The 13288-nt window shown below is 66.7% G+C and carries 14 protein-coding genes and 1 pseudogene; 9 read left to right on the top strand and 6 right to left on the bottom strand.

Annotated features, from left to right (window positions below; translation table 11 throughout):
* Positions 1-10: 10 nt before the first annotated feature.
* Positions 11-733, bottom strand: coding sequence for a response regulator transcription factor (locus ACRCUN_RS20955; RefSeq protein WP_462143547.1), 723 nt, complete (start codon positions 731-733; stop codon positions 11-13).
* Positions 734-839: 106 nt separating this feature from the next.
* Between ACRCUN_RS20955 and ACRCUN_RS20950 the strand changes: the two genes are divergently transcribed.
* From ACRCUN_RS20950 to ACRCUN_RS20925, 6 genes and pseudogenes are all read left to right on the top strand, one after another.
* Positions 840-1856 (top strand): AAA family ATPase, encoded by a 1017-nt coding sequence (locus ACRCUN_RS20950; protein WP_462143546.1) that lies wholly within the window; start codon positions 840-842, stop codon positions 1854-1856.
* Positions 1853-2773: a DUF58 domain-containing protein gene (locus ACRCUN_RS20945; RefSeq protein WP_462143545.1), complete on the top strand. Its 921-nt coding sequence runs from the start codon at positions 1853-1855 to the stop codon at positions 2771-2773. The genes ACRCUN_RS20950 and ACRCUN_RS20945 overlap by 4 nt, the downstream gene beginning before the upstream one ends.
* A complete protein-coding gene (locus tag ACRCUN_RS20940) occupies positions 2770-3714 on the top strand; it encodes a VWA domain-containing protein (protein WP_462143544.1) in 945 nt (314 codons plus the stop codon). The genes ACRCUN_RS20945 and ACRCUN_RS20940 overlap by 4 nt, the downstream gene beginning before the upstream one ends.
* A 12-nt stretch (positions 3715-3726) precedes the next feature.
* A pseudogene (locus ACRCUN_RS20935) lies at positions 3727-4317 on the top strand (trypsin-like peptidase domain-containing protein); the annotation flags it as partial.
* Positions 4247-4648 carry a S1C family serine protease gene (locus ACRCUN_RS20930; RefSeq protein ID WP_462143703.1) on the top strand — a complete coding sequence of 134 codons (402 nt, stop codon included), beginning with the start codon at positions 4247-4249 and terminating at the stop codon, positions 4646-4648. The pseudogene ACRCUN_RS20935 and the gene ACRCUN_RS20930, both read left to right, overlap by 71 nt.
* 111 nt (positions 4649-4759) lie before the next feature.
* Positions 4760-5056, top strand: coding sequence for a hypothetical protein (locus ACRCUN_RS20925; RefSeq protein WP_462143543.1), 297 nt, complete (start codon positions 4760-4762; stop codon positions 5054-5056).
* A gap of 129 nt (positions 5057-5185) precedes the next feature.
* Here ACRCUN_RS20925 and ACRCUN_RS20920 read toward each other — a convergent pair whose 3' ends face one another.
* Positions 5186-5593, bottom strand: a complete 408-nt coding sequence (locus ACRCUN_RS20920) for a DUF2628 domain-containing protein (RefSeq protein WP_462143542.1) — start codon at positions 5591-5593, stop codon at positions 5186-5188.
* 107 nt (positions 5594-5700) lie between these two features.
* A complete protein-coding gene (locus ACRCUN_RS20915; protein ID WP_462143541.1) occupies positions 5701-6921 on the bottom strand; it encodes an MFS transporter in 1221 nt (406 codons plus the stop codon).
* 148 nt (positions 6922-7069) lie between these two features.
* Here ACRCUN_RS20915 and ACRCUN_RS20910 point away from each other — a divergent pair, with 148 nt between their 5' ends.
* Complete coding sequence (locus ACRCUN_RS20910) at positions 7070-8200, top strand: ROK family protein (RefSeq protein ID WP_462143540.1); 1131 nt, start codon at positions 7070-7072, stop codon at positions 8198-8200.
* A gap of 4 nt (positions 8201-8204) precedes the next feature.
* Here ACRCUN_RS20910 and ACRCUN_RS20905 read toward each other — a convergent pair whose 3' ends face one another.
* Positions 8205-9080: an LLM class flavin-dependent oxidoreductase gene (locus ACRCUN_RS20905; RefSeq protein ID WP_462143539.1), complete on the bottom strand. Its 876-nt coding sequence runs from the start codon at positions 9078-9080 to the stop codon at positions 8205-8207.
* Between the two features lie 122 nt (positions 9081-9202).
* Here ACRCUN_RS20905 and ACRCUN_RS20900 point away from each other — a divergent pair, with 122 nt between their 5' ends.
* Positions 9203-9907: a GAF and ANTAR domain-containing protein gene (locus tag ACRCUN_RS20900; protein WP_462143538.1), complete on the top strand. Its 705-nt coding sequence runs from the start codon at positions 9203-9205 to the stop codon at positions 9905-9907.
* Between the two features lie 4 nt (positions 9908-9911).
* Here the strand turns inward: ACRCUN_RS20900 and ACRCUN_RS20895 are convergent, their stop codons facing one another.
* Positions 9912-10649: an STAS domain-containing protein gene (locus ACRCUN_RS20895; protein WP_462143702.1), complete on the bottom strand. Its 738-nt coding sequence runs from the start codon at positions 10647-10649 to the stop codon at positions 9912-9914.
* 103 nt (positions 10650-10752) lie between these two features.
* Here ACRCUN_RS20895 and ACRCUN_RS20890 point away from each other — a divergent pair, with 103 nt between their 5' ends.
* On the top strand, positions 10753-11982 hold the full coding sequence (locus ACRCUN_RS20890; RefSeq protein ID WP_462143537.1) for an MFS transporter: 1230 nt from the start codon (positions 10753-10755) through the stop codon (positions 11980-11982).
* On the opposite strand, the gene ACRCUN_RS20885 is transcribed toward ACRCUN_RS20890, so the two are convergent.
* Positions 11966-13237 carry a diiron oxygenase gene (locus tag ACRCUN_RS20885; protein ID WP_462143536.1) on the bottom strand — a complete coding sequence of 424 codons (1272 nt, stop codon included), beginning with the start codon at positions 13235-13237 and terminating at the stop codon, positions 11966-11968. The genes ACRCUN_RS20890 and ACRCUN_RS20885 overlap by 17 nt on opposite strands.
* Positions 13238-13288 lie beyond the last annotated feature (51 nt).

Raw genomic sequence — 13288 nt, 5'->3', positions numbered from 1 at the left:
GCCGGCAGTTTCACGTACTGCTCGCAGGTGAAAAAGGTTGTGCGGCAGGTTCCTTCAACCGGTATCCGCGACCGACGAGCGTCTGCAGCACCTGCTCCTCGTCGCCGACGGTGAGCTTGCGGCGCAGGGTTCCGACCGTGACCCGGACGGTCTGGGTGAACGGGTCGGCGTTCTCGTCCCACACGTGTTCGAGAATCTGTTCGGCGGAGACGACGTGGCCGGGCCTGGTCATGAGGAAGCGCAATACGGCGAATTCCTTGAGCGTGAGATCGACCTCGCGTGGCCCGCGGTGCACCGCCTGGCGGGCGACGTCGAGCATGATGTCGCCCACGCGTAATTCCGCGGACTCGCCACGGACCTCGCGCCGCAGCACGGCGCGCAACCGGGCGGTGAGTTCGGCCAAGGCGAACGGTTTGACGATGTAGTCGTCGGCGCCGGCGTCGAGGCCACGCACCCGGTCGGGCAGGGTGCCATGCGCGGTCAACATCACGATGCGCAGATCACGCCCAGACCGGCAGTCCAGATCGCCGCTGCGCACACGGCCCGCGAGCCGCATACCGTTACCGTCGGGCAGAGTCACGTCGACGAGCGCGACGTCGTATTCGTTGATCCCCAGACGCTCTTCGGCCTCGGCGTGCGACAGCGCCGCGTCCACCGCGTAGCCCTCGCGTTGCAGACCCACTCGTAGCGCGCTGACCAGGCCTTCTTCGTCCTCGACGATCAACACCCGCATGCTCGCCGAGGATAGCCATGTAACGGGGTCGGTGCCTACAACGCTTTCGGTCGGCTTTCGTTTCGCCTTGCGCTGGTTTTCGTGTGCCCCTGGTGAACTGACGTCCATGACCACTGCTGAAACCGCACCCGTGGACGTCAGCGCCGTTGTCGAGCGGGCGTTGTTCGAGATGAAACACGTTGTCGTGGGCCAGGATCGAATGCTCGAGCGGCTTCTCGTCGGCCTGCTGGCCAACGGGCACATCCTGCTGGAGGGCGTGCCGGGCATCGCCAAGACTCTCGCGGTGCGCACGGTCGCCACCGTTGTCGGCGGCAGGTTTCACCGGCTGCAGTTCACGCCCGACCTCATGCCGGCCGACATTCTCGGCACCCGGGTGTGGCGGCCGTCCAGCGAGACGTTCGAGATAGAACTGGGGCCGATCTTCGGCAATCTGATCCTGGCCGACGAGATCAACCGCGCACCGGCCAAGGTGCAGTCGGCGCTGCTGGAGGCGATGGCCGAACGGCAGGTCAGCATCGGCGGCCGAAGCTTCGCGCTGCCGACGCCGTTCCTCGTGCTCGCCACGCAGAACCCGATCGAGACCGACGGGGTGTACCAACTGCCGGAAGCCCAGCGGGACCGCTTCCTGCTCAAGGTCGACCTCACGCATCCCAACGAACTGGAGGAGATGGCGATCCTGGCCCGGATGGGGTCCAAGCCGCCGCAACCGCGCACCTTGGTGACCACCGACGACGTCGTCGCGATGCAGCGCGCCACCGAAGACGTGTTCGTCCATCACGCGGTCGCGCACTACATCGTGCGTCTGGTGATGGCGACGCGCGAGCCCGCCGGCTACGGCGTCGGCAGTATCGCCGGATTGCTCGAATACGGTGTGAGCCCCCGTGGTTCGCTCGGCTTGCTGTCGGCGAGTCGCGCGCTCGCGCTGCTGCGTGGCCGGGACTACGTGCTGCCCGGCGACGTCGCCGAGATCGCGCCCGATGTGCTGGCGCACCGCCTGGTCCTCACGTTCGACGCGGTCGCCGACGGGGTGGATCCGCGTCAGGTGATCGCCGAGGTCATCGACCGGGTGCCCGTACCGCAGATCGCCCCGCGTCACGCCGAACTCGATGAGATGGCGTCATGAGCGCGAACCCCTGGCGCGCACTCGATCTCGATGTACTGCGCCGGATCGACGGCCTGGTGCCCGGCGATCACGAGGGCAGCCGGCTCGGCATCGGAAGTGAACGCGAAGAGGTGGTGCGGTACCAGCCCGGTGACGATGTGCGCCGTATCGACTGGAACATCACCGCGCGCAGTACCGATCTGCACGTCTGGCGGCCCAGAGCCGACAATCAACTCGACACCTGGGTACTGCTAGACACCACCGCGAGCATGGCCTTCGGCACGATCGCCGACGAGAAACGCGAGCTCGCCGCCAAAATCGTCGCGGCGATCGGGCTGCTGACCGACGCCCCGGGCAACCGGCTGGGGGTTGCCACGTTCGGCACCGACGGTGTGCGGTGGCGCCGCCCGGATTCCTCCCGCCTGGCCGCGCACCGCCTCACCCGCGAACTAGCCGACGATGATCAGCGCACCGGACCCGGGACCACGCTGGCCGCCGCGATCGACGAGTTCGGCCGGCGGCGCGATCGACAGGGGCTGCGGATCGTCGTATCCGACTTCCTCGACACCGCAGGCGGTTTCGATCCACCGTTCGATTGGTACCGGCCGCTGCGCCGGCTGGCCGCGCGCCACGACGTCATCGCCATCGAGGTCGTCGACCCGCGCGAGATGGCGCTGCCCGACGTGGGTTCGGTGTTGCTCGTCGATCCCGAGTCGGGGCGGCAGCGCCAGATCTGGACGTCGAACCGGGCCATGCGGCGCCGCTACGAGGATGCCGCAACGGCCTACCGCGCATCGGTGTCGGCGGCCGTCCGGTCCAGCGGTGCCGAGCATCTGGCGGTCAGCACTGGGCGCGACTGGGTGCGCGATCTCGCGCGGTTCATCGCGGCCCGCAGGCGCACGATGCGCCGCCGTAGCCGGGGGACACGCGCGCGATGACGTTTCTCTTTCCCGCTGCGCTGATGCTGCTGGTGCCGGTGGCGCTACTGGCCGTCGGCTACCTGGTGACGCTGCGGCGCAAGCAGCGCTACGCGGTCCGCTACGCCGCACTACCCTTGTTGGACAAGGTCATTCCCGAGCGCCCGCAGTGGCGGCGGCACGTGCCAGCGGCCCTGCTGCTCATCACTCTCGGGTTGCTCGCGCTCACCGCTGCCCGGCCCGAGATGGCGGTCCGGGTGCCGTACGAACGGGCGACCATCATCGTCGCGATCGACACTTCGGAGTCAATGCAGGCCCGCGATGTCGAACCGGACCGATTGACCGCGGCCATCGCGGCGGCAGGCGATTTCATCGATCAGCTGCCGCCCGCCTTCAACGTCGGGGTGATCGCGTTCGCAGGCTCGACAATGGTCGTGCATCCGCCCGACACCGACCACGCGGGGGCCAAAGACAGCCTGCGATCGATTGGCACCTCGTCGCGCACCGCGATCGGTGAAGGAGTTTTCGCGTCGCTCGCGCAGATACGCACCGTCACCGGAGACGACGGAACCGATCTGCCCGCGCATGTGGTCTTGCTGTCCGACGGTACGAATACCAGTGGCCGCAGCCCCACCGCTGCCGCGCGCGCCGCTGTAGCGGCCGGGGTCCCCGTCTCGACCATCGCATACGGCACCGAGGGCGGAGTCATGGAGAGCTTCGGCTATTCGACCCCGGTGCCGGTCGACGCGGAAACGCTTGCCGAGCTGGCGAATACGACGGGCGGCACGGCGTATGCCGCGGCCAGTAGCGACGAATTGGCCGACGTCTACCGCGACATCAGCTCGTCGATCGGCTGGCGTACCGAGTGGCGCGAGGTGACGCCGTTCGTCGCCGCCCTGGCGCTCGTGTTCGGACTCGTCGCGGCGGGGCTCTCGCTGCGCTGGTTTTCCCGGTTGGTGTGAGGAGGAAGTGAAATGACCGATCAGCAGGGGCATCTGGGTGGCCGTGCGGGACGTCGGGCCGGGCCGGAATTCGTGACGCCGCTGCACCGGGCTCCGCCGTCTCGGCCGGTCCCGGCCGCGGTGCCGACTCGGATCCGCTTACCGCCGGCCGCCGAGACGGAGCATGCGCCGCCGATACCGGCCGGACCGCCGGCGCGGGCACCCCGCCGGACCCTGCTGGTGACGGCATGCCTCGTGGCGGGTGCCGTGGCCGGGGCGGGCGCGGGTTTGGTGGCAGGCGGCGCCGATGTATCGACGGTGATACCGCAACAGCCGCCCGCGGCCGCTGGTTCCAGTGCGGTGCCCGACGCGCAGGCCGCGGCGGCTGCGCTGCTGCCCAGCGTGGTGGACATCCGGGCGGGAAACTCCCGGGGGTCGGGCTTCGTGATCGACGACCAAGGTCGGGTGATGACGAACAACCATGTGGTGCAGGGCTATTCGAGAGTATCGGTGGCCTATGCCGATGGTAGGGAGTCGGCGGCCCGGGTAATGGATACCGACCCCGCCACCGACATCGCCGTGCTGGAGGTCGCGGGCTCCGCGCCGGCAGCGGCGGCACTCGGGACGAGTTCGGGCGCTGCGCATCGGGCAGCCCGTGATCGCCGTCGGCGCACCACTCGGTCTGTCGAGTTCGGTGACCGCGGGAATCGTCAGCGCCACCGACCGCACGGCACGTTTGGGCGGGCAGCCGGGACTGCCGATGGTGCAGACCGACGCCTCGATCAACCCGGGCAACTCGGGTGGACCGCTGGCCAATCTGCAGGGCCAGGTGGTCGGGGTCAACACCGCACTCGCGACCGTCGGTGGCGCCGAGGCGGGCAACATCGGGATCGGGTTCGCGGTGCCGATCGACCGCGCGATCGAGGTGGCTCGGCGGATCATCGAAAACGACTGAAAATTGCCTGAGAATATCTGGAATTTTCCGGTGGGTTCCGAAATTGGAGCTTATAGGCGGCAACCGGAAGCAGCGGGACTTACGGGCCGCCAAAGATGAAGGGTTGGGAAAATGAAGAAGTATGCGTTGGCGGCGCTCGGTGCGGGTGCATTGGCCTCGACTGCGCTCATCATGGGTGGCACCGCTGCCGCCGCGCCGACGGAGCAGTCGGTGGAACAGACTGTGAAAAGCCTTGAGACCAGCGGCTATCACGTCATCATCAACCGGACCGGTGCCGCGCCGCTGTCGAGCTGCACGGTGATCGGTGTGCGTCCGGGGCAGACTCACTCCACGAACGACTCGCGGGGTGGCGGCTCCATCAACACGACCGTTATCTCGCAGACCGCCTATGTGGACGTGGCCTGCTGACGGGAATAAGGCGCACCATCAATTTGTTTAAGGCGCTCGAACCGGAAATTCCGGTTCGGAGATAAAACGCGCCTGCAATCGGCCGCACGTTCATATGTGCGGCCGATTGTTTTTGGCTGGATGAGGTTGTCAGCGTTTCCTGCCGAAACCCTCGAAGGGGTTCCAGGACTGACTGTTCTCGACGATGTGCAGGTAGTACGCGTAGTTGGCGGTCGACATCGCGAGTGCGGCGATGCCGAACCCGACCGCGCGGCCGATCGTTTCGGGCACGTTGAGCGCGACCATGACCACCGCTACCGAGACGGCCAAGGCGAGCAGCGTCAGCCCCTTGCGCCACATGCCTTTGACGAAGAAGTAGATCGGGCCGAACAGGAACGCGAGGATGTTGGATGTGAGCCGCAACTTGGTGCCGAACGGCAGGGCACGGTAGGCGGCCTTGGCTAGCGGGGTCGAGTTTGGCAGGCCATAGGTGTCGAAGAAGTCGAACCGCAGGCGCCACGATGTCGAAAGGTGGTCGACCGGTGAGTGTTCGGCCATGGAGTGGCACCTTCCTGTGCGCTGGGCGTCGATGGCTGCATGCTGGGTCGATCCTATGGCCGCCCGACGGCGGTCAGGTGCAGCAGTTTCAGCCTGCGCGGCCCGGCTCAGGCGGTCGCACCGAGGCGCTGCAGCGCCACCGAAACCGTCAGCACAAGCAGCCCGCCGATCGCGAGCATCGCACCGGCCGCCGCGGGAGCGGTGTAGCCGAATCCCGCCGCGATCACGAGTCCGCCGACCCACGCACCCGTCGCATTGCCGATGTTGAGCGCGGAGTGATTGAGCGCAGCCGCCAGCGTCTGTGCGTCGTGGGCGACGTCCATGAGCCGCGTCTGGAGCGCGGGACCGACGGCCGAACCGGCCGCGCCGATGCCGAACAGCACGAGTAGCGCCGTCCACGGATTGTGCGACGCCGGCACGAACACCGCCAGCAGCACGCCGAGGGTGCCCATCGATAAGTACAGCGCGCGGATCACCGAAACATCGGCGAGCCGGCCACCGACGAGGTTGCCGACCACCATGCCGAATCCGAACACCATGAGCGCCACGGGAACCAGGGAACGCGAGAGCCCGGCGACGTCGGTCATCGTCGTGCTGATGTAGGTGTACACCGCGAACATGCCGCCGAAGCCGATCATGCCGACGAGCACCGCGAGCCACACCTGCGGTCGGCGCAGTGCGCCGAGTTCGGTCAGGGCGCTCGAGACGTGCATCGCCCGCAACTGGTCGGGCAGCCAGAACCACAGCGCGGTCAACGTGAGCACCCCGATGATGACGACGAGCCCGAATGCGCTGCGCCAGCCAAGGGCTTGCCCCAGCCACGACGCGATCGGAACACCGAGCACCGTCGCGATGGTCAAGCCCGACAGCACGTGCGCGACGGCCTTGGCCCGGTTCTGCGGGCCCATCAGATGCGCGGCCGCGAGTGCGGCGATGCCGAAGAACGCGCCGTGTGGCAGGCCCGCGACGAAACGCGCGACGACGAGTGTCGGGTACGACGGCGCGACCATGCTCGCCAGATTGCCGAGGGTGAACACCGCCATCAGGCCGACCAGCAGTGCCTTGCGGGGCAGCCGGGCGGTCAACGCGGCGATCACCGGTGCGCCGATCACCACGCCGAGCGCGTACGCCGATATGACGTGGCCGGCCGTGGGCTCGGTGATGCCGAACCCCGAGGCGATGTCGGGCAGCAGGCCCATCGCGACGAACTCGGTGGTGCCGATGCCGAAGCCGCCGAGGGCCAGGGCGAAGACTGCGAGCCACCGCACCGTGGGATCGGGTGCGACGACGGAGGAGGGGCCGGTTGGGCGTTCGAGAGAAGTCGTCATGCGTTGCGGCTTTCCGATGGCTTGGGTGGGCTGAGCTCTCGGGCAGCGTTGGCGAGAACGGCGTCTGCAACGCTATCGGGACTTCTGATGTTCCATCAACTTACTTTTGCATTTTGAATGCGTAAGTGATGGAGGTTACGCTGCAGGTATGTCGACCGTCGGCGACGTCTTTGCCCTGATAAGGCAGCGCCGCGACATCACCCGCACCGAGATCGGCCAGGTCACCGGCCTTTCTCGCACTGCCGTGTCCGCTCGGGTCGCCACGCTCGCCGCGGATGGCCTGATCGTCGAGAGTGAGCAGGCCCCGTCCACGGGCGGACGGCCCGCGACGCTGCTGTCCTTCAATTCCGGGGCCGGTGTGGTGCTGTCGGCGGCCATCGGTCGCAGCCGGACACGGCTCGCGGTGTGCGACCTGGCCGGCGACGTACTCGACCTCGCCGATATCGACCAACAGCCCGAGCTGGGTCCCGACGACCTCATGCCCGACGTGGTCAAGCGCCTCGACGCGATGCTCGCGGGCCACCGCGGTTCGCGTGTGTACGGCATCGGAGCGAGCCTGCCCGGAACCGTCGACCGGGCCCGAGGCGCGAGCCTAGACTCGCCGATCCTGCCCGGATGGGACGGGATCGAGCTACAGACGTATTTCCATGAACTCACTGACGCGCCGGTCGTGGTCGACAACGACGTCAACGTCATCGCCGTCGCGGAGAAACGCGATGACGTCGACGACATGCTGGTGCTCAAGGCATCCACCGGCATCGGCGCCGGCATCATCGCGGGCGGCACCTTGCAGCGCGGTGCGATGAGCGCCGCGGGGGAGTTGGGGCACAACAAGACCCCGGCCGCAGCGGGATTGCCGTGCCGCTGCGGAGATACCGGCTGTTTGGAGGCGATCGCGGGCGGCTGGGCGCTGGTGAGCGCGTTGCGCCAGGACGGCAAGCCCGTCAGCCACCTGCGTGACGTGGTGGCGCTGGCCCACGGCGGCGACGCCGATGCCAGGCGGATGATCCGGGACAGCGGCCGCCACGTCGGTGAGGTGCTCGCGGCCGCGGTCAACCTACTCAACCCCGCCGTACTTGTGGTTGCCGGCGACATGTCCGGCGGCTACGACATATTCGTCGCCGGGCTGCGAGAGACGTTGTACGGCAATGCCACTGCGTTGGCCACCCGCACATTGCAGGTGGTGCCGTCGACCCACGGCGACCGGTCCGGCGTGATCGGCTGCGCCACCATGATTCTCGATGACGTGCTGAGCGCGGAAGCGATCGACCGCCGGTAGCCGACTACACCTTTGCGATCACGTTCTCGGCGAACCACTCGAGGTTGCGGATCTTCTTGTCGAGCGGCTCGGCGTCCTCGCCCATGATGTAGGGAATGCGGAAGCCGACGATCACATCCGTGACGCCCTTGTCTTCCAGGCGTTTGATGCCGTCGACCGTGAACGCGTCGGCCGAGATGACGTGGATCTGGAAGTCGTCCGTACGGGCCGCCTCCGGTTCTTCCTCGCGAAACTTGTTGAGCCGAGCCAACAACTGGTCGAGTTCCTCGGGACTTCCGCCGCCGTGCATCCAGCCGTCGCACCGGGCGGCCCGCCGCAGCGCGGCATCGGCGTGCCCGCCGATCAGGATCGGCACCGGCTTCGACGGTGCCGGTGTCATCTTGGTCTTGGGGACGTCGTAGAACTCGCCGTGGTACTCGAAGTACTCGCCGGTGGTGAGTCCGCGGATGATGTCGATGCACTCGTCCATCCGCTTGCCGCGTTTCGCGAACGGCACGCCCATCAATTCGTAATCCTCGGGCCATGGGCTTGTGCCCACCCCGAGCCCCAGTCGGTTGTCGAACAGCGCATTCAAGGACCCGGCCTGCTTGGCGACGAGGGCCGGCGGGCGGATCGGCAGTTTGAGAACGAAGAAGTTGAACTTCAGCGTGGTGGTCGCCGCGCACAGTGCCGACGCCAAAACGAAGGCTTCGATGAACGCCTTGCCGTCCAGGAACTCGCGGTTGCCGTCGGGCGTGTAGGGGTATTTCGAGTCGGACTCGAACGGATAGGCGACGCTGTCCGGAATGGTCATCGCGTGATACCCGGCCGCCTCGGCGGCCTTGGCCAACGGGATGTAGTAGGTGGGATCGGTCATCGCTTCTGCATAGGTGAACCGCATGACCCCACACTAGAACGTGTTCTAAAACTGGGTGGCTTATTGGTTTGCGCCGTCGGGGTTACGCTTGAAGACTGCATACACCTTTGCGACGGCGGTCGCCGTGAGGGATCGGAGCCACGCCCATGTCGGATAGCCGTCATCAGGTCATCGCTTTGCAGGTCGCCGACCTGATTCGGGATATTCAGCAACATCCGCCGGCCGACATCAACACAGCGCTCACCGAACTTACCGAAAGCGGCGTGACCTACATCCCGGCTGCCCAGCATGGCGGCATCACGATCGCCTCGCGCGACGGCAAATTACAGACCGTCGCAGGTACGAGCCAGATCGCAACCCTTCTCGACAAGATCCAGCAACGGTGCGCCGAGGGGCCGTGCCTCACCGCGGCGTGGGAGCAGCACATCACGAAGATCGACGACGTCGAGACAGAGCAGCGCTGGCCCGCCTACTGCCGCGATACGCGTGAGGAAACCCCGGTCCGATCCGTCATGGCGTTTCAGCTCTACGCCGACAACAAGACCATGGGCGCCTTGAACTACTACGCCGAAGAGCCGTACGCGTTCGATGCCGACGCGATCGAGGCGGGGTTGATCGTCGCGACGCACACCGCGCTCGCCTGGAATCTGCTGCGCCGCGACGAACAGTTCCGCAGCGCACTCGCCTCGCGCGACGTCATCGGCCAGGCCAAGGGAATGATGATGGAGCGCTACAAGATCGACGCGGTGCAAGCGTTCGAGGTGCTCAAACGACTGTCGCAGAGTTCCAACACGCCGCTCGTCGACGTCGCCCACGAAGTCATCCAGTCCGAACACCCCGCGATCGGCTGACCTCTCACAGGCGGTTTTCTGGGCCGATCAGTGCCCACACCGTCTTCCCTGTCGTGGTCGGGATGCTGCCCCAGGCGCGGGTCACCGCGGCCACAACCGCCAGGCCCGATACCGCGATGGCACCGTGGTACGCGTCCTCGTGCCGGAGGGCGGGAGCTTTACTGCGGTCTTCGACCGCGATCGCCACGGTGTCTCCTCTGCTCTCCGCGACGAGATGCGGCGAGCTCTGCGTGTGTTCGAGGACGTTCTCGACCAGAACGTCGACGACTATCGAGGCCACCGGAATCAGGTCAGGGTGCCACCAGGTCAGCAGCCATTCGATGACCAGCTCTCGAGCCCGGTGGAGGCTGGAATGCACTGCGGGCAGGCGGACGTCGGCCCGACTCAGTGGCTTGGTGCCTTCGCCTTCGAAGACCGAACACGCCGATTCGACAGTCGGATAGACCGGAATGCGGCGCGTGAGGCCCGCGCGGACGATCTCCTGGCGTCGGCGGCCGTCCTGGCACACCAGACTGACCGGTATGTCCGGCCAGAGGCTGACATGCCAGCGCGCACTGGTGAACACCGACCACGCCGTGTGCACGGGAACCTGTAGGTCGGTGACATCGACGATGACGGCGCGGGGTTCTGTCAAGGCGCTTTCGATGACACAGTCGCGCAACGGCAGATAGGTCGTGTCATCGAGGATCCCGTCGAAAACGAGGACGCTGGAACTGCCCAACGTGTGCGATGACATCACCATCGGACTTTTCGCTCCAGCCACTCCGATCCTCCATCGCATCCCTAGCGGGCCTGGCAATCGGTCGGGTACCCGCAAATCGCGCATTGACAACCATCTCGGCTCGATGAGTTCGAGGCATTATTTCGGGGTGCCCACCGCATCGTCGGGATCGCCCGGCGGCCGCACCTGGCTCACCCGCAATGTCCGGGTGCTGTCGGCGGTGTCGTTCCTGCAAGACACCGCAAGCGAACTCCTCTATCCGCTTCTGCCAATTTATTTGACGTCAGTGTTAGGAGCTCCGCCTGCGGTGGTGGGTGCCGTCGAGGGCGCTGCCGAGGGCGCGGCAGCGATGACGAAACTCGCGGCGGGTCCGCTCGGTGACCGGTTCGCGAAGCGGCCGTTGATCGCGACGGGTTACGGGATGGCGGCGCTCGGCAAAGCGATGATCGCAGCGGCGGGGGCTTGGCAGGGTGTGCTGGCCGGTCGCGTGGTCGACCGACTGGGCAAAGGGATCCGCGGCGCACCGCGCGACGCGCTGCTGGTGACCGATATCGATGCCGCGGCCCGCGGCCGGGTGTTCGGATTTCACCGCGCCATGGACACTTTCGGGGCGGTGCTCGGTCCGTTGCTCGGGCTGGCCGGCTATGAGCTGCTCGACCACCAGATCGCACCGCTGCTGTGGGTGGCGATCGTCCCCGCGGTGCTCAGCGTTGCTCTGGTGTTCCTGGTGTCGGAACGCCGGCAGGAGATACCGCGCGGACAACGCCAGCCGCTGTTCGCCCGCGTGCGTGATCTGCCCGGGCGGTACTGGAAAGTGACAGCCGTTCTCGTCGGATTCGGCTTGGTGAACTTCCCAGACGCACTGTTGTTGTTGCGGCTCAACGAGATCGGCTTCTCGGTCGTCGAGGTCATCCTGGCTTACGTCACCTACAACGCCGTCTACGCCGTCGCGAGTTATCCGGCCGGCCTGCTGGCCGACCGGATCGGCCGGGTACCGGTGTTCGGAATCGGGCTCGTGTTCTTCGCAGTCGGCTACGCCGGCCTCGGCATGACGACCGACGCCGTGATCGCCTGGATGCTGATCGGTGCGTACGGGGTGTTCACCGCGAGCACAGACGGTGTGGGCAAGGCCTGGATCTCGTCGCTGGTCGGCTCGGACTTGCAGGGCAGTGCGCAGGGAGTTTTCCAGGGCCTCAGCGGTTTCGCCGTGCTCGCAGCCGGGATATGGGCCGGGCTGCTGTGGGGTGCGGTACCGGGCGATCCGGGGCAGCTGCCACTGCTGGTCTCCGGGATTGCCGGTGGCGTATTCGCCGTCGGACTGCTCGCGACCGCGGTGATCACCCGGCGACGATGACGTCCACGTCGTCGAGCGGGAAGGGCGGTTCTCCCACGCCGGTGATCGAGAACGTGCCCTGTGCGGTGCGTTCGGTGATCCGCGCGTCGACGGTGCGCGCCCCGATGGTCAGCCGCACCGGACCCGCGCCGGTCGGCAGGTCGCCGTCGAGGATCGAGCCCTGCCAGCGGTAGCGGCCGTCGATCGGGCCCAGGTGTCCGGTGAGCAGCACGCGCACCGAGTGCTCCCGCTCGGCGATGTGCAGAACGGCGGGTCCGTCGTAGACGTCGTCGTTCATCGACGGCTCGGCACTGGGCTCCAAGGCGATCCGTCGCCGCCAGTTGATCTTGGCGCGGCGGCCGGATTCCTGCGGCAGGAACCCGGTGCGGCGCCACATCCGCCGACCGATGCGACCCATCAGGCCGACCTCTTCGAGGAACGCCGCGAGTGGTGCGAACCCGGCGATCTGGACGTTCTGGCGGTGCGCACTGGCTCGGGCGATGTGACGCGCGGCGCGCGCGTCGAGGCCGACCCGCTGATACTGCACCTTGTTGGTGAACAGGTAGCGGAAGAACAGACCGCCGACGCCGTTGAGATTGCTCACCCAGACCCGGGTGATCCACGGCATCGCCGGCGTGCGCTTGCGCAGACCGTCGCGGGCGAACTGGATATGGCGAGCTTCTTCGGTGACGTGAATGCGCATGAGGCGCTGCACCATCGGCTGTAGGTCAGGATCGTCCATCATCTGGCGCTGCAGTGAGTCGAAGATCTCCTCGCCGATCAGGGCGGCGACCCACAACACCGAACCTTGGAACATGAACGGCAGCGAATTGATGATCATGCGCTGATAGAGCCGAGGCCGCACCGGCTTGGCGCCGATCTTGTCGATGGCCTTGCCGAACATCACCATGTGCCGCGTCTCGTCACCGAGTTCGGTGAGCTCGTAATGGGTGGCGCGGGCCGTCGGGTCCTGGTGCATCATCTTGCGCAGCAATGCCTGGTTCAGGATGTTCTCGAACCAGATGCCCGCCGACAGGGTATTGGTCAACTCTTGACGGGACAACTCGATCTGCTGCTCGCGGGACATGCTGTCCCACAACGGCGTTCCGTACAGAGACACAACCCGCGGCGGAAGGTAGAACTTGTCCGGATCCAGCGGCGCATCCCAGTCGATGTCGACGATCGGTGCGTAGGACTTCTTGACCGAACCCTTCAGCAGGCGTTCGGAGAACTCGTCCCGCGTGGCGGCGTTGGCTGCCCTGACCGAAGCTGTCACCGTTGACGTCCCTTCGTTGACGTTTCGCCCTTCGAACGTAAGTACCCACAA

The sequence above is a fragment of the Mycobacterium venezuelense genome, assembly GCF_054919535.1.
Note: the sequence above shows the minus strand (reverse complement) of the source record. Positions and strands in the feature narration are given on the sequence as shown.